The following is an 18681-nucleotide window of genomic DNA, read 5'->3' on the forward strand; positions in this document are numbered from 1 at the left end:
GGCCGATGGACGGGGCGCAGCCTGCTGGGCCCCGTATCCCCGCTTGGTGATGGGGAGGGCGGCCCATTGAGGCCGCCCTTTTTTCCCGACGCAGGTTTGCCTGCACATGGTTCCCGGCACTGGCGGGCATCGAGACAGAAAACAAGGACTGACCCCACCGGTGCGTGGGTGATTTGGAGGATACCATGTCTACCCAGCAGAGCTATGAAGCCGCTGCCGCCGGTAGCCCGCAGGAAACGGCCGAGTTCGATCAGGGCCATCAGAGTTTCATCCAGAAATTCCAGCATCTTCTGCATGTGACGCCGTCGCTGGTGCCGCTGATCGTGCTGGTGCTGTCGGTGATCGTGTTTGGCCTGCTGTTAGGCAGCAAGTTCTTTTCCCCCTTTGCGCTGACGCTGATCCTGCAGCAGGTGGGGATTGTGGGCATCGTGGCCTGCGCGCAGTCGCTTGTGATCCTGACGGCGGGGATCGATCTGTCGGTCGGCGCCATCATGGTGCTGAGTTCCGTGGTCATGGGGCAGTTCACCTTTCGCTACGGCCTGCCGCCGGAAATCGCTGTTGTCTGCGGTTTGATCTGCGGCACCTTTTGCGGGTTCATCAATGGTTGGCTGGTGGCGCGGATGAAGCTGCCGCCGTTCATCGTGACGCTGGGCATGTGGCAGATCGTGCTGGCGACGAATTTCCTTTATTCCGCCAATGAAACCATCCGCAGCCAGACCATCGCCGCCGAGGCGCCGCTGCTGCAGCTGTTTGGCGAAAAGATCAAGCTTGGCGGGGCTGTCTTTACCTATGGGGTGATCTTCATGGTGCTGCTGGTGATCCTGCTGGCCTATGTGCTGCGCCATACGGCCTGGGGGCGGCATGTTTATGCGGTGGGGGATGACCCCGATGCGGCAGAGCTGTCAGGCGTCAAGGTGAACCGCGTGCTGATCTCGGTCTATATGCTGTCTGGTCTGATCTGCGCCTTTGCCGGTTGGGCGATGATCGGGCGCATCGGCTCGGTGTCGCCCACCTCGGGTCAGCTTGCCAATATCGAGAGCATAACGGCGGTGGTGATCGGGGGGATCTCGCTGTTTGGGGGGCGCGGGTCTATCCTTGGGACGTTCTTTGGGGCGCTGATTGTCGGGGTCTTTACCCTTGGCTTGCGCCTGCTGGGGGCAGATGCGCAATGGACCTATCTGTTGATCGGCCTTCTCATCATTGCGGCGGTGGCCGTGGACCAGTGGATCAGAAAGGTATCGGTGTGATGGAACCCATTTTGAAAGCCCGCGGTCTGGTCAAACGCTATGGTCGGGTGACCGCATTGGATCACTGTGATTTTGACCTGATGCCGGGTGAGATCCTGGCGGTGATCGGGGACAATGGCGCCGGGAAATCCTCGCTCATCAAGGCGATTTCCGGCGCGGTGATCCCGGATGAGGGGGAGGTCTGGCTGGAGGGGCGCAAGGTGCAGTTCACCAGCCCCATTGATGCGCGCGAAGAGGGGATCGAGACCGTTTATCAGACCCTTGCGATGTCGCCTGCGTTGTCGATTGCGGACAATATGTTCATGGGGCGCGAGCTGCGCAAACCCGGCTGGCGGGGGAATTTGCTGCGGCAGCTGGACCGCGCCCGGATGGAGGAGATCGCCCGCGAAAAGCTGAACGAGCTGGGGCTGATGACCATCCAGAACATCAATCAGGCAGTCGAGACGCTCTCTGGCGGGCAGCGTCAGGGCGTGGCCGTGGCCCGCGCCGCGGCGTTTGGTTCAAAGGTAATCATTCTGGACGAGCCGACGGCGGCGCTGGGGGTGAAGGAAAGCCGCAGGGTGCTGGAGCTGATCCAGGATGTGAAATCACGGGGCATTCCGATTATCCTGATCAGCCACAATATGCCCCATGTGTTTGAGGTCGCGGATCGCATCCATGTGCACCGGCTGGGCAAGCGGCTGTGTGTGATCGACCCCAAGGCGCACAGCATGTCGGATGCGGTGGCCTATATGACCGGCGCGGCAGAACCTGCAGCGGAGCTCGCAGAGGCATGAGCAAGACCGACACGCTGACAGCCCTGTCGGATCTGGTCGACGCGGTGCAGGCACGGCCGCAACAGGCCGGTCGCGCGCGGCGTCTGGTGGCGCTTGCGGGGGCACCGGGCAGCGGCAAATCCACCCTGGCAAGCCGTCTGGTAGAGGCACTATGTACGGCAGGCACGCAGGCGGCAGTGGTGCCAATGGATGGGTTTCACCTGGATAACCGGCTGCTGGCAGAGCGCGATCTGCTGCCGCGCAAAGGGGCGCCAGAGACCTTTGATCAGCGCGGTTTTGCGCGGCTGGTGGCGGCCTTGGCATCTGATCGGGATGTGATCTATCCCATCTTTGACCGCTCTCTTGATCTGGCGATTGCCGGGGCGGGGGCTGTTGACGGGGCGTGCGAGGTTGCGGTTCTGGAGGGCAATTACCTGTTGTTTGACAGCGACGGCTGGCGCGATCTGGCGCCGATGTGGGATCTGTCGGTGCGGGTTGATGTGCCGCGCTCGGTGCTGCGGCAGCGGTTGGTGGAGCGGTGGCACATCCACGGGCTTGCCCCCGCCGAGGCTGAGGCGCGGGCTGATGGCAATGATATGGTGAATGCCGACAGGATCCTGGCAGCGGCGCTGCCTGCGCAGATTACTTGGAAGGGACAGACTGAATGATTCTCTGTTGTGGCGAGGCGCTGATCGACATGATCCCGGCGCCTGTCGAAACGGCGGTGCCGCGTGTCGAAGGGGCGGCGGCGCAGATGGGGTTTGTGCCGCATTGTGGTGGCGCGGTCTACAACACGGCGGTGGCGCTGGGTCGGCTGGGGACTGGGGACGCGATGCAGGCGGGGCTGTTTACCGGCCTGTCGAGCGATCTGTTTGGTCAGCAGCTGGTGGCGGCGCTGGATGCGTCCGGGGTCGATCACAGCCTGTCGGAGGTGTCTGCCCAACCCACCACACTGGCCTTTGTGCATCTGGTTGGGGGCCATGCCGAGTATCATTTCTTTGACGAAAACTCCGCCGGGGGGCATCTGCGTCCTGACCGTTTGCCGGAGCTGCCGGATGCGGTGGACACCCTGTTCTTTGGCGGGATTTCCCTGTGCAACGGCGCGGCGGCCGAGACATATGCAGCCCTTGCCGCGCGCGAGCGGGGGCGGCGCACGATCATGATCGACCCCAATGTGCGGGCGGGGTTTGCCAAGGACGAAGCGGCCTATCGCAGCAGGCTGGCGGCGATGGTGGCGGGGGCCGGTATCGTGAAAGTGTCCGATGAGGATCTGCATTGGATCTATCCGGGCGACGCCCCGATCGAGGCAAAGATCCGGCAGGTTCTCGCGGGGGAGGCAGGAACGGGGCCGGGGCTGGTGATCCTGACCCTCGGCGCCGAGGGCGCGCGGGGGATCCTGCGGTCCGGTCTTGAGGTCGCGGTGCCTGCGGTGTCGGCGGTTGTTGCCGATACGGTCGGGGCCGGGGATACGTTCAACGCAGGATTTCTGGCAGCGGCCCATGCGGCGGGTGTGCTGACAGATGCGGCGCGCGGCGACATCGCCGAGGAACAGCTGCGGGCCTGCCTGGAGTATGGCGCCAAGGCGGCGGCTGTCACGGTGTCGCGGGCTGGTGCCAACCCGCCATGGCGCTCTGAACTGGAGGGGTAAGGCGGAGAGCTGACAGGCCCTGAACGGTGAAGTGAAAACGCCGCCCTGCTGTGATCGGCAGGGCGGCGTTTTTCATGCTGTGTCAGTGGCTGGATCAGCGTGCCAGTTGGCTTGCGGCGCGGGCGAGATCGCGGATAGCGTCCCAATCTCCGGCTTCGACCAGTTTGCTTGGGGCCACCCAGCTGCCACCGGCGCAGACCACATTGGAGAGCGACAGGTAGCTGTGTGCGTTGTCCGGGCTTACGCCCCCGGTCGGGCAGAAGCTGATCTGTGGCAGCGGTGCGCTGATCGCTTTCAGGGCAGGCGCGCCGCCGGAGGCCTCTGCCGGGAAGAACTTCAGCATGTCATAGCCGCGCGCCAGAAGCCGCATCGCTTCGGAGGCGGTGGCCGCGCCGGGCAGCATGGGCAGGCCCTGTGCTTCGCAGGCATCCAAGAGGCTGTCTGTCGCACCGGGCGAGACGCCAAACTGCGCGCCAGCGGCAATGGCGCGGGTGACATCATCGGGGGTGACCAATGTGCCTGCGCCGACAACGCCGCCTTTGACCTTGGCCATTTCGGCAATCACCTCTAGCGCTGCAGGGGTGCGCAATGTGACCTCCAGCGCGGGCAGGCCGCCTGCGACCAGGGCCTCGGCAAGCGGGCGGGCGTGGGCCACATCATGGACCACCAGAACAGGCACGATCGGGGCGAGATTGCAGATCTCACGGGTGCGGATGCTGGCGTCTTGCGGGGTGATGGCCATGGTTCAGTCTCCGAATACGGTGGCGCCGGTGTCGGCGGAGGTGACAGAATTGCGGAACAGGGCGAACATCTCGCGGCCCGTGCCGTATTGATAGGCCGAAAGGTCCGCAACCACGGCCTCGCGCGCCAGGAAGCCCTCTTCCAGTACTTCCAGCTCGCCGGTTTCGGCATTGACGCGCAGCATGTCGCCGTCGCGGATTTTGGCGATGGGGCCGCCATCCAGGGCCTCGGGAACCACGTGGATTGCAGAGGGGATCTTGCCCGAGGCTCCGGACATCCGCCCGTCGGTGACCAGCGCCACCTTCTGGCCGCGCCCCTGCATGATGCCAAGGAAGGGCGTCATAGAGTGGAGTTCGGGCATGCCGTTGGCCTTGGGTCCCTGAAAGCGGACAACGATCACGACATCGCCCTTGTCCAGTTCCCCAGCCTTGAAGGCGGCTTTTGCCTCGTCCTGGTCATGGAACACGCGGGCGGGTGCCTCGACAATGCGGTGTTCGGGCGCGACGGCCGAGATTTTCATCACGCCGGTGCCAAGATTGCCGGTCAGCCGGGAGAGGCCACCTGTTTCCTGAAAGGGGTCGGACGCGGGGCGCAGGATCTTGTCATTGAGGGTTTCGCTGCTGCCCTTGCGCCAAGTGAGCGCGCCGCCGTCTAGGAAGGGTTCGTGGGTGTAGGCGTCCAGACCTTCGCCTGCGACGGTTTTGGTGTCGTCATGCAGGAAGCCCGCATTGAGCAGCTCCCCGATCATGAAGCCAAGCCCGCCTGCGGCGTGGAAGTGGTTCACATCTGCCAGACCGTTGGGATAGACCCGCGCCAAGAGTGGCACGATATCGGAAAGATCCGCAAAATCCTGCCAATCCAGAATGATGCCACCGGCACGGGCCATTGCGATCAGGTGGATCAGCAGGTTGGTGGATCCGCCCGTGGCCATCAGGCCGACGATGCCGTTCACATAGGCCTTTTCATCCAGAATATCGCAGACCGGCGTGTAGTGGTTGCCAAGGGCCGACAGGGTCAAGGCGCGCTTGCCGCCTTCGCGGGTCAGGGCGTCGCGCAGTTCGGTGCCGGGATTGACGAAGGAGGAGCCGGGCAGGTGCAGGCCCATGAACTCCATCAGCATCTGGTTGGTGTTGGCGGTGCCATAAAAGGTGCAGGTGCCGGGGCCGTGGTAGGCGGCCATCTCGGATTTCAGCAGCTCGTCCCGGCCGATTTCACCGGCGGCGAATTTCTGGCGCACCTTGGCCTTGTCGTCGTTGGAGATGCCGGATGTCATCGGGCCTGCGGGCAGGAACACGGCGGGCAGGTGGCCAAAGACCTGGGCGCCGATCACCAGACCCGGCACGATCTTGTCGCAGACACCGAGATAGACGGTGGCGTCAAAGACGTTGTGGCTGAGCGCAACACCTGTCGCCATGGCAATGGCGTCGCGTGAAAACAGCGACAGCTCCATGCCCGCTTCGCCCTGGGTGATGCCATCGCACATGGCCGGAACCCCGCCTGCAACCTGCGCAGTGCCGCCGATTTCGCGCACGGCTTCCTTGATCGCGGCGGGGGAGGTTTCAAACGGCTGATGGGCCGAGAGCATGTCGTTGTAGGCAGTCACGATGCCAAGGTGGCCTGCGGACTCGGTCGCGAGTTTCGACTGGTCCTGACCGGTGGCGGCATAGGCGTGGGCCTGACCGCTGCACGACAGATGCGCGCGGGCCGGACCCTGGGATTTTGCGGCGCGCATCCGTTCCAGATAGGCGGTGCGGGTTTTGGCGCTGCGGGTGATGATCCGTTCGGTGACGGCGGTAAGGGTCGCATTCAGTCGCATTCGGGTGCCTCTTTCAGTCAGCAGGTGCCTCAGGGGCGAAGGGTGGCCTTGGGCCGGGGTGGCCCAAGGAAAGAGCGGGACAGGCGGTTCAGTCGCCGATACCGCGCCAGCGGCGGCCGTCGCGGTGCATCAGGAGCAGCGCGTCCTCTGGTCCGGAGCTGCCGGGGTCATAGGGTTGGGGAACATCATTGGCCTCGCTCCAGCTTGCGATGATCGGGTCGGCCCAGGCCCAGGCGGCCTCGACCTCGTCACCGCGCATGAACAGGGTCTGATTGCCCCGGATCACATCCATGATGAGCCGCTCATAGGCGTCTTGCGGCCGGCCGGCCTCTGGCAGGCTGTCGGCAAAGGTCATGTCCAGATTGGCCCCCGTGAGGCGCATGCCGCCGGGACCGGGATCCTTGATGGTGGTGCGCAGGGTGATGCCTTCGTCCGGTTGCAGGCGAATGACCAGCACATTGCCCTTGATGCCACCGGTGCCGGTGTCTTCGGCAAAGATGTTATGCGGCGGATCACGGAAGAACACGGCGATTTCCGACTCGCGCGCGCGCAGGCATTTGCCGGTGCGCAGATAGAATGGCGTGCCGGCCCACCGCCAGTTGGCGACCTCTACCTTCATCGCGATAAAGCTTTCGGTGGTGCTGTTGGGGTTGCCTGCGTGATCGCGGTAGGCTTCGCCGCTGGGGCCGCGATACTGGCCGCGGGCGATGGCCTCGGGTGCGACGGGGTTCAGCGCCTCGATCACCTTGACCTTTTCGTCGCGCACGGCGTTGGGGGTGAAACGGGCGGGGGGTTCCATCGCGGTGAGGCACAGAAGCTGCATCAGGTGGTTTTGCACCATATCGCGCATGGCGCCGGATTTGTCGTAGTATTCGCCGCGCCCCTTGACGCCGATGCTCTCGGCCACGGTGATCTGCACGTGGTCGATGTGAGAGGAATTCCACAGCGGTTCAAACAGCGAGTTGGCAAAGCGCAGGGCCATCAGGTTCTGCACGGTTTCCTTGCCGAGATAGTGGTCGATCCGGTAGATCTGGTGTTCCTCGAAATTGGCCCGCAAGGCGGCGTTCAGCGCCTGCGCCGAGGCCAGATCGTGGCCGAAGGGTTTCTCTAGCACGATGCGGCTGTCGGGGGTGGCGATCCCGGTAGAGCGCAGGCGGCCTGCGATGTCGGGGAACAGGCTGGGACCGACCGACAGGTAGAAGGCGCGCACGACGTCATCGCGCAGATGGGTTGCAAGCGTGTCCCAGCCGTTTTCGCCGCGCGCATCCACTGCGGTGTAATGCAGCATGTCCTGAAAGGCGGTGATTTCCTCTTCGGTGATCTCGCCTGCCTGCCCGAAGGTGCGGATGGCATCGGCCACCATGTCCTGAAATCCCTTGCGGTCCATTTCGCTGCGCGAGGCCCCGATGATGCGGCAATCATCCGCGAACTGGCCGATCTGGAAGCGGTGGAACAGGCTGGGCAGGATCTTGCGGCGGGCAAGGTCTCCGGTCGCGCCAAACAGCACGAGGTCAAAGGACTGGACGGGAATGACGCGGGAAACCATGGCTTTCTCTCTGTCGGCTGAGGAATGGAGGGGGCGGCGGGGATCAGGTGAGTTTGGACAACAGCCCGCGGGTGGAGCCGTCTTTGGTCTCGTGGGCGTCGGCCGGGGCGGAGCCATCGACCAGCGGCAGCAGGCTGACGGCGAGTTCCTTGCCCAGTTCCACGCCCCATTGGTCAAAGGAGTTCAGCCCCCAGAGCACGCCTTCGACAAAGACGCGATGTTCGTAGAGGGCGATCAGCTGGCCGAGCACGAAGGGCGTCAGTTTGGGATAGGCGAGGGTTACAGACGGGCGGTTGCCTGCAAAGGACAGATGTCCTGCCATCTCTTCCAGCGCCTCACCGGTGAAGCCGCGTTTGGCGGCGATGGCGCGGGCGTCCTCGCGCGAGCGGCCAAGCATCAGCGCCTCGGATTGGGCGAGGCAGTTGGCGACCAGCAGCTGGTGGTGATGGGTCAGATCCGCCTCATGGGCCTCGGCGGCGATGAGGAATTCGGCTGGCACCACACGGGTGCCCTGATGCAGCAGTTGATAAAAGGCGTGCTGGCCATTTGTGCCCGGCTCTCCCCAGACGATGGGGCCGGAGGCGCGGGGCAGGGGGCTGCCATCCAGCGCGACGCTCTTGCCGTTGCTTTCCATGTCAAGCTGCTGGAGATAGGCGGGGAAGCGGGACAGACGCTGATCGTAGGGCAGGATTGCGCGGCTGTCGTAGCCACAGATGTTGTTGTGCCAGATGCCGACCATTGCCAGCATCACCGGCAGGTTGTCGCGGAAGGGCGCGGTGCGAAAATGAGCGTCCATTGCTGCGGCGCCTGCCAGAAATTCGCGGAAGTTATCCGCCCCGATGGCGATCATGATTGGCAGGCCAACCGGCCCCCAAAGGGAGTATCGCCCGCCCACCCAATCGGCAAAACCAAAGACCCGTTCGGGCGCGATCCCGAAGGTGGCGGTCTTGTCGAGTGCGGTGGAGACGGCGGCCAGATGTTCGGGTGTTTTGTCACCTAGCGTTGCCTGCAGCCAGCGGATGGCTGTTTCGGCATTGGTCATCGTTTCAATGGTGGTGAAGGTCTTTGACGCGACGATGACCAGGGTTGTCTGCGGGTCCAGCCCCTTTAGCGTGTCGGCGATATGGGCCCCATCCACATTGGACACGAAATGGCAGGCAGGTCCGTCGTGATAGGGGGCCAAGGCGAGGGTGGCCATCGCCGGACCAAGATCTGAACCACCGATGCCGATGTTGATGACATCGGTGAATTTTGCGCCGGTGCTGGAGCGGATGGTTCCGGTGCGGATGGCTTCGGCAAAGCTCTCCATCTGTTGGAGGGTGTGGCGGATGGCGGGCAGAACATCGTCACCATCGACCTTGATCGCCGTGTCGGCAGTGGCGCGCAACGCGGTGTGCAGAACGGCGCGGTCTTCGGTGGTATTTATCTTCTCGCCGCGAAACATGGCGCTGATGCGATCCGCGAGGCCTGCTTCGGCTGTGAGATGTTCCAGAAGGTCCATCGCCGTGGCGTCGAGCGCGGTTTTGGAGTAATCCAGCAGGAGACCGTCGGTTTCGGCCGAAAACGTCTCGAACCGGTTTGCCGTGTCAAACAGCGACAGGATCGGCACCCCCGCGGTATCTGCGCGATGCTTGGCCAGCTTCTGCCAGGTCTGGGTCATGGTCCGTCTCCGTTGTCTCATGCGGCGGAGGGCGCGAATCACCCGGTCCGCTCCTGCGCACTAGTTAGCGCTAACATGATCGTTTGTAACGCCCTAATATAGCAGTTCTCCAACTACGACAAAGTTAGTAGGCAAGTTATCTGTGTCCATGCCTTTGATCGGGTGTTGCGCTTGCGGTGGTGTTACGCCGTGTATCGCGGAGCGGGAGTTTGGTAAGGTTTTTCCCGCTTGCCATCGTGGCAGGGATGGGGAACTTGGCCCCATGACCGAGTTCAACTGTCCCAATTGCGGCGCGGGGCTGCCTGTTGCCCTCAAGAGTATTCGCCAGATGAGCTGCTCCTCCTGCGGGACGAGTGTTTTTCTGTCCGCAGGTCAGGCGCTGGCGGCGGGCGACAGTGGGGTGATGCATGACGCGCCGTTGCTGTTTCATCTGGACGATCAGGTCGTGGTGGAGGGCGTTGCGCTGCATATTCTGGGACATGCGCGGTTTTCCTATGGACGGGGCACTTGGGATGAATTCTGGGCGGTTGCCCCGGATGAAGCGCGATATTGGCTGTCGGTCGATGAGGGGGACGTGATCCTGCAAAGCCGCATTCCGCGCGATCTGGCGCCGGTGATCGCCGGCTGGCCGCGATTGGGTGCGGAGTTTGCCCATAAGGGGCGCAACTACACTGCTACGGAAACGTCGGAAGCCGAGTGCATTGCCGTGCGCGGCAGTTTCGACGAGCGTATCGCGGTGGGGGATCGCCAGCGCTATGTCAATTTGCAGGGCCCCGATGGCCTGCTGTTGTCCTTGGAGCAGGACGAGGACGGCGAGACGTGGTTTCAGGGGCGTTGGCTGGATCCGTTTGAAATCGCGGGGCGTCAGACATGAGCCGCGCTGCAGATCTTTTGGCGGTGAACTGCACCGCATGTGGGGCGGGGCTCGACGTGCTTGGCGGTGGGCGGGTGATTGTCCATGTCTGCCCCTATTGTGGCACCGCGCTGGATGCGGTCGAGGGCTATCGCGCCCTGCGCAAGTTCAACGAAACGCCCCGTCCGGACACGATGCTGGAGATCGGTCAGAGCGGCGAAATTTTTGGCGTGCGCTATACCGTGATCGGTCTGTTGCAGCTGGAGGAGCGCTGGGGCGGGCGGACATGGCAGTGGATCGACTACCAGATCTTTTCGCCCACACATGGCTATGCCTGGCTGACGTTCGAGCAGGGCGAAGTGATCTTTACCCGCCGCCATCGCAGCGACTGCTGGCTGTCGGCGCATAGCGCAGAGACGGCAAATTCGCGCCTCAGCGTCTGGGAGCGTGGGCGCCGCTATGTGTATTACGAGACCTCCAACAGCCGGGTGATCTATGCCGAAGGGGAATTCACCTGGGTGCCGCGCAGTGACAAGGTGACATCCTCTGTCAGCGTGCTGCATCTGGCCATGGACGGGCGCAGCCGGGCTGAGGCGAAAAACGCCGGGCCTGCGGATTGCGTGCCGTCTATGCTGACGTTTTCCAAAAGCGGGATGGAGCGGGAGGTGTACCACTCTGTCGCGTTGGACAAATACGCCTTTGCCGAGAGCTTTGGCTGTTCTATGCCGCGATCCTACCGGATGCATCCTTTGTCGCCCATGCCGCGCACTCCCAACGGCAAATTTCTGATCTGGCTGGGCCTTGCGGGGGTGGTGCTGAGTGCAGGCATCGGTATGTCCCTTTCGGCTGTTTCGGGGGATCTGGTGCTGCCCGGGCAAACTGTGCGCGCTGCGGACCTGCCGCGAGAATTCACCTTCGAGGTGGAGAACGCCGGAGATCTGGTCAGTGTTGATTTGCGGGGCAACGGAAGTAACAGCTGGGCCACCTATGAGCTGGAGCTGACCGACCCGGAGGATCAGCTTCTGTTTTCAGCTGCGCGGGGTGTGGAATATTACTATGGCCGCGAAGGCGGGGAAAACTGGAGCGAAGGCGACAACGCCGCGCAGCTGAAATTCCATGCGCCCGTTGCGGGCAGCTATACGCTGGGGCTCTACCCGGATGAGAGTGGTATCTGGACAAACCCCAAAGGCGGGCCCGCGCCCCAGCAGCAGTCGGAAATTCGCATTCGCGCGCATAGCGGTCTGGCGTCCGGCTTTGCGCTTTACATGCTTGCTCTTGGCTTTGCCCTGCTGGCGGCTTTTCCGGGCGGGCGGCATCTGCTGAACCGCAAGATGCGGATGGCCGGCAGCGATTGGGAGGACGAGGATTGACCCGAACCATATGGCTGAAAGACCAGCAGGATCTGCCGTCTCGGCATGGCGCTGCCTGTGAGGGACGCAGATGACCGCATTTCGAATTTTCATGTGCCTGCTGGCGGCGATTGCCATTGGCAGCGCCACCTATGTCGCGCGCACCGGTTACGGTGGTGCGAGCTCTGACCTGACCGCCTCTATCCGGGCGGCAAGCGCAGGCAATGCCCTAAACAGAAGCGTGAAGTAACGCGAAAGAGGATCCAATGGACTATTTTGCAGCTGTGCAGCTGGCTGAGATCATCAGCACCGTCGTCTACACCTTTGTTGGTGTCTCTCTCATGTGGATCGTGTGGAAAGTGCTGGACTGGATGACGCCCTTTCCCATCCTGAAGGAGATCGAACAGGATCAGAATGTGGCGCTGGCCATTGTCATCGGATTTTTGTTTGTGGCGATTTCCATCATCATCGCGGCCGTCATCCTGTCATGAGCCACGTCGCAGATCAGGCCCGGATGCAGGCGCTTTGGCTTTTGGCTGCCACCTTTCTGGTGGCGGTTTCGGGCCTGATCTACGAACTGATTGCGGCCACCCTGTCGAGCTATCTTCTCGGAGATTCCGTGCGCCAGTTTTCCATGGTGATCGGGGTGTTCCTGTCCGCGATGGGGGTTGGTGCCTGGGCTTCGCGCTTTGTCGGGCAGGCGATGGGGGGCTTCATCTGGGCGCAGATCCTTCTGGGGCTGGTGGGCGGCTTCATGGCGCCGGTGGTGTTTTACAGCTACGCCTGGGCAGGCAGCGTGTCGCTGCCGCTGTTTGGGCTGCTGATCGCGACCGGTGTCCTGTCGGGGATGGAGATCCCGCTGATTGCGCGGGTGCTGAAAGAGGTGGGCGCGCCGCAGTTCCGGTTCGAGAACGTCCTGAGCGTTGACTACATCGGCGCGTTGGCGGCTTCGCTTGCCTTTCCGCTGTTGATTGTCCCGCATCTGGGGCTGATGTCGGCGAGCCTTGCGTTCGGGGCGCTGAACCTTGCCGTTGCGGGGGTGTCATTGTGGCTGTTTCGCAGGGATGCAACGCGCCAGCAAGTTGGCGTCTGGGCGCTGACCTTTGTGCTGACCATCGCGGGTTTGGTGCAGGCAGAACGGCTGGTTTCGGTGGCCGAGGCGAGCCTTTATGAGGATGATATCATCCTGAGTGAGGCCACGCCGTATCAGCAGATCACAGTCACCCGCTACCGTGATCGGGTGCGGCTGTTTCTGGATCATTCCATTCAGTTCGATACGCTTGACGAGTATCGCTATCACGAGATGCTGGTGCACCCTGCGCTGGCGTTGGCGCCGCGGCGGCGGTCTGTGCTGATCCTTGGAGGTGGCGACGGGATGGCGGTGCGCGAGGTGCTGCGCTGGCCCGATGTCGATGCGGTGACGCTGGTCGATCTTGATCCGCGAGTAACCGAGCTGTTTCGCGATCATCCACAACTTGCCCCGCTGAACGATCATGCGCTGCAGGATGCCAGGGTCGAGGTGGTGACTGCGGATGCCTGGAGCTTTGTCGAGCAGAGCAATGCCTTGTTTGACGTGGTTCTGGTGGATCTGCCGGACCCGAAGAACCTGGCGCTGTCCAAACTCTATTCCCGCCAGTTCTATGGCGCGCTGGCCGAACGGCTGAGTGGGCAGGGCATTGTTGTCACGCAGGCCGGCTCGCCCCTGTTTGCGCGCGAGGCCTATTGGTCGGTTGCCAACACGCTGGCGGCTGCGCGCAACCCCCAACAGCCGGGCGAGGGGCTCTTTGTGCGGCCCTATCACACCTATGTGCCAAGCTTTGGTGCCTGGGGCTTTGTGATGGCCAGCCAGTCGCCGCTGCGCGACCGCGACCTGATGTTGCCTGACAACCTGCGCTATCTGAGCGACGAGATCTGGCAGGCCGCTCAGGTTTTCAGCGCGGATATGGCAAAGGTGCCTGCAGAGGTGAACTCTATCCAGTCTCATGCACTGGTTGGCTATTATCTGGACGGCTGGGCCGCGTGGTTCGAATAGGTCGGCGTTGACCGGCTGCGACGCCTGCGCGCATCGCCGGTATTTTTGATCAAATTCATTGCCGCCGCCGTGGGCCATGGGCTAAGTCTCTGACAGACTACGAGGGGGCGCTGGGCCCGTGGAGCTGGGGAGGGATCCATGACACCGCTTGCAGGACTGAAAGTTGTCGAACTCGCGCGGATTCTTGCGGGGCCGTGGATCGGGCAGTCGCTGGCTGATTTGGGGGCGGAGGTCATCAAGGTCGAAAGCCCGGAGGGCGACGACACGCGCCGCTGGGGCCCTCCGTTCATTGAGCGTGATGGCGACAAGACCGCTGCCTACTACTATGCTGCGAACCGTGGCAAGACCTGTGTGACTGCTGATTTCCGCACCGAAGAGGGCAAGCAGACGGTGCTGGATTTGATCCGGGGCGCCGATATCCTGATCGAGAATTTCAAGGTGGGCGGGCTGGCGAAATACGGGCTTGACTATGACAGCCTGAAAGAGATCAATCCGCGCCTGATCTATTGTTCGGTCACAGGCTTTGGGCAGGATGGCCCTTATGCTGCGCGGGCGGGCTATGATTTTCTGTTGCAGGGCATGTCGGGGCTGATGTCGATCACCGGTGCGCCAGATGGTGAGCCACAGAAGGTCGGTGTGGCGATCACGGATATCGTCACCGGGCTCTATGGCACCATCGGCATTCTGGCGGCAGTGGAGCAGCGCCATACCACCGGGCGCGGACAGCATATCGACATGTCGCTGTTGGACTGTGCCACGGCTGTGCTGGCCAATCAGAACATGAACTATCTCGCCACCGGCACAAGCCCGACACGGATGGGCAACGAGCATCCCAATATTGCCCCGTATCAGGTGATGGCGGTGCGGGACGGCCACGTGATCCTTGCTGTTGGAAATGACGGTCAGTTTGCGCGTCTGTGCGAGGTTTTGAATATGGCCGGGCTTGCGGCTGATCCGCGTTTTGCCTCGAACCAGCTGCGGGTGGCCAACCGGGGGGATCTGACCCCGATGCTGGCGGCGGCGCTGGCGCAATGGGGGCAGGCGGATCTATTGGCGGCGCTGGAGGCCGCGACCGTGCCTGCGGGACCGATCAACACCATCGGGCAGGCGTTTGACGACCCGCAGATCCAACACCGCCAGATGCAGATCGCGCCCGAAGGGGTGCCGGGTGTGCGGGGCCCTTGGGTGTTTTCCGATGCGGAGCTGGCGCTGGAGAAATCCGCGCCGATCTTGCCGGGCAGCAAAAACTAGGCCTGCGGGGGGTATTGCCAGCACCGGCTGGCTGATGTCGCGGCTGGGCGAGACGGTCGCAAACGGATCATCTTGGCTGGCAGCGATGGCTCGGCCTGCCTCGGTTTATTGCCGGGGGGCGGGTGCATCAAAACGCAGACACTTGAGAAGGGAAACCAGATGGCCGCAACGACGACAGTAAATGAACATATCTGGATCCCGCTGCCGGATGGTCGTCGCCTTGCCGCGCGGATGTGGCTTCCGGCTGGAGAGGGGCCGTTTCCCGCGATCCTTGAATATCTGCCCTACCGCAAACGCGATGGCACCGCGCCGCGTGACGCCACCACACATCCGGTTTTTGCAGCCGAAGGTTATGTCTGTCTGCGGGTGGATATCGCGGGTACGGGCGACAGCGAGGGGCTGTTTGACGATGAGTATTCCGAACAGGAGCTGAGCGACGGCGAGGCGGTGCTGGCCTGGCTTGCGGCGCAGCCCTGTTGCGACGGCAATATCGGCATGATCGGGATTTCCTGGGGCGGCTTTAACGGTCTGCAACTGGCCGCACGCCAGCCCGAAGCGCTGAAGGCGGTGGTCAGCGTGGCCTCAACCGTGGATCGCTATGCCGATGATATCCATTTCATGGGCGGCTGCCTGCTGAGCGACAATGCCAATTGGGCGTCGCAGATGCATGCCTACCAAACCCGCCCGCTGGATCCTGATCTGCGCCCCGACTGGCGTGCGGCCTGGGTGGAGCGGATCGAAACGCTGCCTTTCATGGCGGCAGACTGGCTGCGTCACAGTCGGCGGGATGATTTCTGGAAACATGGATCGGTCTGCGAGGACTGGTCTGCGATCAAGGCACCGGTGCTTGCGATCACTGGCTGGGCCGATGCCTATGTGAACGCGCCACCCGCCCTTGCCGCGCAGATGCAGGCCCCGGCCAAGGCGCTTATCGGTCCTTGGGAACACCGCTATGCCCATATCTCCAAGCTGGAGGCCCATGATTTCCACGCAGAGGTGCTGCGCTGGTTTGATCGCTGGCTGAAGGGCGAAGACAGCGGGGCAGAGACCTTGCCCGACTATCGCACCTACATGCAGGAGCATTTCAACCCGACAAAGGAAAACAAACCCCGGCAGGGCCGCTGGATTGCCGAAACAGCCTGGCCGTCTGCGAATGTGCGCGAGGTGGTGCATCATCTGGGGCAACAGGGCCTGTTGCAGGCCACCCCGGATGCAGGCGAGGCGGTGGTGTCAAATCCGGCAAGCCTTGGTGCTGCGAGCGGCTATTTCTGCGCGGGCATGCGGATCGACAATGAACTGCCGGGCGATCAGGCGGGGGATGATGCGCTGTCCACCTGTTTTGAGACGCAGCCACTGGATGCCCCGCTGGAGCTGCTGGGGCGGGCGCGGGTGCGGCTGGCGTTTTCTGTCGACAAGCCCGTGGCGCAGGTGATGGCGCGGCTTTGTGATGTGGCGCCGGATGGCGTGTCGCAGCGCATCACCTACCGGGGGCGCAACCTGTGCCATGATGACAGCCATGAAACCGCCGCGCCGCTGGTGCCCGGCAAACGCTATGAGGTTGAGTTTGCGCTCAACGAATGTGCCCATCACCTGCGGGCAGGCCACAAGCTGCGGCTGGCGCTGTCGACGTCCTACTGGCCGATCGTCTGGCCCTCGCCCGAGCCTGTGGCGCTGACGCTGCATCTGGAGGGCTGTGCACTGATCCTGCCGGAACGGTCGGTCGCAGAAGAGGTCGCGGCGCAGGCGCCAGGCGCTGTGCGGGAGTATCCGACGTATCAGGCAGAGGTGACGCGGGCGCCCTCTGGCACATCCAACACCTATGAAGAGGCCGACGGAACGCTGGTTTTAGAGACCTTCGACGACTATGGCGCGGCCATTGATCCGGTGCATGGTATGGAGGTCGGCAGCCACGTGGCCATGCGTTATGCGATCCATCCGGATGATCCGGCGAGTGCGACATTCTCCAGCCAGTGGCGGTTTACCTTTGCGCGGGGTGATTGGCAGGTGCAGGTCGATACCGACAACCTGATGCAGGGGGGTCGCGAGAATTTCCACCTTTGGCGCAAGGTTGTGGCAACCGAAGGACCGGCAGAAGACGAGGTCTGCGTTAAGGAATGGCGCGAGAGCTTGCCGCGCGATTGTTTGTGATTTCGCATCAAAACCAGTTAAAAATCGCTGTTTTTCCCCCGATTGACCGCCAGTTCGCCATGTTCTGGCCACGTTATGTCTCCAAAAACGGAACAACGCGTTAACCATTTCAGGGCAAAATACCCCCCTGATTTTGCCTTAACCGCGTCAGGCGGCCGGATGGATGGTCCTTCCGGTCAGGAGCAGACGATAAACAGAACTGGGGTGAGAAGGTGCATCTATCCGTTGTTGTACCCTGCTATAACGAAGAAGAGTCCATCCCTCTTTTGGTGGACCGTTTGGTGCAGGCCATCGAACCCTGGAAAGAGCGGGCTGAGATCATTCTGGTGGATGATGGCTCCAGCGACGAGACCTGGGCCGCGATGGAAGCCGCGCACAAGCGTCATCCGGTGGTGCGTGGCATTCGCCTGTCAGCCAACCGTGGCCATCAGATTGCTCTGACCGCGGGGCTGGAGGCCGCAACAGGCGCGCGTATCTTCATGCTGGACGCCGACCTGCAGGATCCGCCGGAAATTCTGCCTGACATGATGATGATGATGGATCGCGGCTATGACGTGGTTTATGGCCGCCGTGCCGAACGCCAGGGCGAAACCCGGTTCAAGAAAGCGACCGCTTTCCTGTTCTACCGGACGCTCAATGCGCTGTCTGACGTTGATATTCCCAAGGATACGGGCGATTTCCGCCTCGTGAGCCGCAGATCGCTGGATGCCGTTTTGCAGATGCCAGAGCGGGCGCGGTTTATTCGGGGCATGTTTGCCTGGGCGGGGTTCCATCAGATCGGTCTGGAATACGTCCGAGAGGCCCGCGTCGCGGGAGAGACGAAATATCCGCTGAAGGCCATGCTGCGCTTTGCAACAGATGCCCTGACCGGCTTTTCCACCAAACCGCTGAAAATTGCCACGCGGCTGTCCTTTGTCAGCCTGTTGGTGACGGTTTTCATGGCGATCTATGTGTTCGGCTCGCTGATCCTGTTCAACACGGTTGCAGGTTGGGCTTCGGTTCTGTTGGCGATTTCCTTCTTCTCGGCGATCCAGCTGCTCACTCTCGGTATTCTGGGGGAGTATGTGGGCCGTCTCTACATGGAGAGCAAACAACGCCCGCTGTATTTCCAGTCGCAGGAAACCGGCCAGCCAATGGCGCATCCGGTGGATTTCGGCCCTGAGGCGCGCGACAGCGGTCGCAGCGCCACACAAAGCGCGGCTCGCACTGCGGCGGAGCAAAAGGAAGCCTCATGATCCGCGCCTTGCTGGATAAAGACCCGGCGCATCTGATCCGCTTTGCCATCGTCGGTGTTACGGTCGCGGCGCTGTATGTGATGCTTTATGTCGGGTTTCTGTCGCTGGGGCTGGCGATCTGGGCTGCCAATGCGCTCGCCTTCGGGATTGCGGTGCTGGTCCAGTATGTCGGCCAGACCGCCTGGACCTTTCGCCAGCAGTTGGCGGAACCCGGTCAGGCCCTGCGCTTTTGCATCACCATCGGCCTTGGCTTTGTGACCTCGGCCATTCTGACCGGTCTTGTCGGGCCGGCGCTGGACTGGCCTTCGTGGTTGGCAGCCGGGATCGCAGCGGTCTTGTTGCCGGTTCAGAATTACCTCTTCTTCCGACTTTGGGTTTACGCCGGCGTCGGCGCGTAAAA

The 18681-nt window shown here is 62.6% G+C and carries 17 protein-coding genes; 13 read left to right on the forward strand and 4 right to left on the reverse strand.

The genetic code is table 11. The features are described from left to right. Nucleotides 1–185 precede the first annotated feature (185 nt). From NIT7645_RS17330 to NIT7645_RS17345, 4 genes are read left to right on the forward strand one after another with little or no spacing between them, the layout of a single operon-like run. Nucleotides 186–1247: an ABC transporter permease gene (locus tag NIT7645_RS17330; protein WP_008563236.1), complete on the forward strand. Its 1062-nt coding sequence runs from the start codon at nucleotides 186–188 to the stop codon at nucleotides 1245–1247. Continuing rightward, nucleotides 1247–2023, forward strand: coding sequence for an ATP-binding cassette domain-containing protein (locus tag NIT7645_RS17335; protein WP_008559813.1), 777 nt, complete (start codon nucleotides 1247–1249; stop codon nucleotides 2021–2023). The genes NIT7645_RS17330 and NIT7645_RS17335 overlap by 1 nt, the downstream gene beginning before the upstream one ends. Then, nucleotides 2020–2670 carry a nucleoside/nucleotide kinase family protein gene (locus tag NIT7645_RS17340; protein ID WP_008560036.1) on the forward strand — a complete coding sequence of 217 codons (651 nt, stop codon included), beginning with the start codon at nucleotides 2020–2022 and terminating at the stop codon, nucleotides 2668–2670. Before NIT7645_RS17335 ends, NIT7645_RS17340 begins: the two co-directional genes overlap by 4 nt. Next, on the forward strand, nucleotides 2667–3650 hold the full coding sequence (locus NIT7645_RS17345; protein WP_008558768.1) for a carbohydrate kinase family protein: 984 nt from the start codon (nucleotides 2667–2669) through the stop codon (nucleotides 3648–3650). Before NIT7645_RS17340 ends, NIT7645_RS17345 begins: the two co-directional genes overlap by 4 nt. A gap of 94 nt (nucleotides 3651–3744) precedes the next feature. Here the strand turns inward: NIT7645_RS17345 and eda are convergent, their stop codons facing one another. The 4 genes from eda to pgi all read right to left on the reverse strand — a co-directional run bounded on the left by eda (nucleotide 3745) and on the right by pgi (nucleotide 9413). Further along, a complete protein-coding gene (eda, locus tag NIT7645_RS17350; protein WP_050687652.1) occupies nucleotides 3745–4392 on the reverse strand; it encodes a bifunctional 4-hydroxy-2-oxoglutarate aldolase/2-dehydro-3-deoxy-phosphogluconate aldolase in 648 nt (215 codons plus the stop codon). A gap of 3 nt (nucleotides 4393–4395) precedes the next feature. Continuing rightward, the gene (gene edd / locus NIT7645_RS17355; RefSeq protein WP_050687654.1) at nucleotides 4396–6207 is read right to left on the reverse strand and encodes a phosphogluconate dehydratase; all 1812 of its coding nucleotides are present in this window, start codon (nucleotides 6205–6207) and stop codon (nucleotides 4396–4398) included. Nucleotides 6208–6295: 88 nt separating this feature from the next. Further along, a complete protein-coding gene (gene zwf / locus NIT7645_RS17360; protein ID WP_008561947.1) occupies nucleotides 6296–7753 on the reverse strand; it encodes a glucose-6-phosphate dehydrogenase in 1458 nt (485 codons plus the stop codon). A gap of 43 nt (nucleotides 7754–7796) precedes the next feature. Beyond that, nucleotides 7797–9413, reverse strand: a complete 1617-nt coding sequence (gene pgi / locus NIT7645_RS17365; RefSeq protein ID WP_008559866.1) for a glucose-6-phosphate isomerase — start codon at nucleotides 9411–9413, stop codon at nucleotides 7797–7799. 262 nt (nucleotides 9414–9675) lie between these two features. On the opposite strand from pgi, the gene NIT7645_RS17370 reads away from it, so the two are divergent. The 9 genes from NIT7645_RS17370 to NIT7645_RS17410 all read left to right on the forward strand — a co-directional run bounded on the left by NIT7645_RS17370 (nucleotide 9676) and on the right by NIT7645_RS17410 (nucleotide 18679). Beyond that, on the forward strand, nucleotides 9676–10287 hold the full coding sequence (locus tag NIT7645_RS17370; RefSeq protein ID WP_008560354.1) for a DUF4178 domain-containing protein: 612 nt from the start codon (nucleotides 9676–9678) through the stop codon (nucleotides 10285–10287). Then, a complete protein-coding gene (locus NIT7645_RS17375; RefSeq protein WP_008562013.1) occupies nucleotides 10284–11636 on the forward strand; it encodes a DUF4178 domain-containing protein in 1353 nt (450 codons plus the stop codon). The genes NIT7645_RS17370 and NIT7645_RS17375 overlap by 4 nt, the downstream gene beginning before the upstream one ends. Before the next feature lie 70 nt (nucleotides 11637–11706). Then, on the forward strand, nucleotides 11707–11865 hold the full coding sequence (locus tag NIT7645_RS19565) for a hypothetical protein (protein WP_008561785.1): 159 nt from the start codon (nucleotides 11707–11709) through the stop codon (nucleotides 11863–11865). A 16-nt stretch (nucleotides 11866–11881) separates the two neighbouring features. Further along, complete coding sequence (locus NIT7645_RS17385) at nucleotides 11882–12106, forward strand: DUF350 domain-containing protein (protein WP_008562343.1); 225 nt, start codon at nucleotides 11882–11884, stop codon at nucleotides 12104–12106. Then, nucleotides 12103–13647: a polyamine aminopropyltransferase gene (locus NIT7645_RS17390; protein WP_008561325.1), complete on the forward strand. Its 1545-nt coding sequence runs from the start codon at nucleotides 12103–12105 to the stop codon at nucleotides 13645–13647. Before NIT7645_RS17385 ends, NIT7645_RS17390 begins: the two co-directional genes overlap by 4 nt. 138 nt (nucleotides 13648–13785) lie before the next feature. Beyond that, on the forward strand, nucleotides 13786–14898 hold the full coding sequence (locus tag NIT7645_RS17395) for a CaiB/BaiF CoA transferase family protein (RefSeq protein ID WP_008560678.1): 1113 nt from the start codon (nucleotides 13786–13788) through the stop codon (nucleotides 14896–14898). 159 nt (nucleotides 14899–15057) lie between these two features. Next, nucleotides 15058–17046, forward strand: coding sequence for a CocE/NonD family hydrolase (locus NIT7645_RS17400; RefSeq protein WP_050687656.1), 1989 nt, complete (start codon nucleotides 15058–15060; stop codon nucleotides 17044–17046). A 212-nt stretch (nucleotides 17047–17258) separates the two neighbouring features. Continuing rightward, the gene (locus tag NIT7645_RS17405; RefSeq protein WP_037302690.1) at nucleotides 17259–18281 is read left to right on the forward strand and encodes a glycosyltransferase family 2 protein; all 1023 of its coding nucleotides are present in this window, start codon (nucleotides 17259–17261) and stop codon (nucleotides 18279–18281) included. Further along, the gene (locus NIT7645_RS17410; protein ID WP_008562232.1) at nucleotides 18278–18679 is read left to right on the forward strand and encodes a GtrA family protein; all 402 of its coding nucleotides are present in this window, start codon (nucleotides 18278–18280) and stop codon (nucleotides 18677–18679) included. The genes NIT7645_RS17405 and NIT7645_RS17410 overlap by 4 nt, the downstream gene beginning before the upstream one ends. The last annotated feature ends 2 nt before the right edge of the window (nucleotides 18680–18681 follow it).

Origin of the sequence: Phaeobacter italicus, assembly GCF_001258055.1 — a bacterium.
Lineage (GTDB): Bacteria > Pseudomonadota > Alphaproteobacteria > Rhodobacterales > Rhodobacteraceae > Phaeobacter > Phaeobacter italicus.

Coding starts and splice junctions, on each gene's coding strand:
- NIT7645_RS17330 (WP_008563236.1), top strand. CDS start 186: ATGTCTACCCAGCAGAGCTATGAAGCCGCTGCCGCCGGTAGCCCGCAG.
- NIT7645_RS17335 (WP_008559813.1), top strand. CDS start 1,247: ATGGAACCCATTTTGAAAGCCCGCGGTCTGGTCAAACGCTATGGTCGG.
- NIT7645_RS17340 (WP_008560036.1), top strand. CDS start 2,020: ATGAGCAAGACCGACACGCTGACAGCCCTGTCGGATCTGGTCGACGCG.
- NIT7645_RS17345 (WP_008558768.1), top strand. CDS start 2,667: ATGATTCTCTGTTGTGGCGAGGCGCTGATCGACATGATCCCGGCGCCT.
- eda (WP_050687652.1), bottom strand. CDS start 4,392: ATGGCCATCACCCCGCAAGACGCCAGCATCCGCACCCGTGAGATCTGC.
- edd (WP_050687654.1), bottom strand. CDS start 6,207: ATGCGACTGAATGCGACCCTTACCGCCGTCACCGAACGGATCATCACC.
- zwf (WP_008561947.1), bottom strand. CDS start 7,753: ATGGTTTCCCGCGTCATTCCCGTCCAGTCCTTTGACCTCGTGCTGTTT.
- pgi (WP_008559866.1), bottom strand. CDS start 9,413: ATGACCCAGACCTGGCAGAAGCTGGCCAAGCATCGCGCAGATACCGCG.
- NIT7645_RS17370 (WP_008560354.1), top strand. CDS start 9,676: ATGACCGAGTTCAACTGTCCCAATTGCGGCGCGGGGCTGCCTGTTGCC.
- NIT7645_RS17375 (WP_008562013.1), top strand. CDS start 10,284: ATGAGCCGCGCTGCAGATCTTTTGGCGGTGAACTGCACCGCATGTGGG.
- NIT7645_RS19565 (WP_008561785.1), top strand. CDS start 11,707: ATGACCGCATTTCGAATTTTCATGTGCCTGCTGGCGGCGATTGCCATT.
- NIT7645_RS17385 (WP_008562343.1), top strand. CDS start 11,882: ATGGACTATTTTGCAGCTGTGCAGCTGGCTGAGATCATCAGCACCGTC.
- NIT7645_RS17390 (WP_008561325.1), top strand. CDS start 12,103: ATGAGCCACGTCGCAGATCAGGCCCGGATGCAGGCGCTTTGGCTTTTG.
- NIT7645_RS17395 (WP_008560678.1), top strand. CDS start 13,786: ATGACACCGCTTGCAGGACTGAAAGTTGTCGAACTCGCGCGGATTCTT.
- NIT7645_RS17400 (WP_050687656.1), top strand. CDS start 15,058: ATGGCCGCAACGACGACAGTAAATGAACATATCTGGATCCCGCTGCCG.
- NIT7645_RS17410 (WP_008562232.1), top strand. CDS start 18,278: ATGATCCGCGCCTTGCTGGATAAAGACCCGGCGCATCTGATCCGCTTT.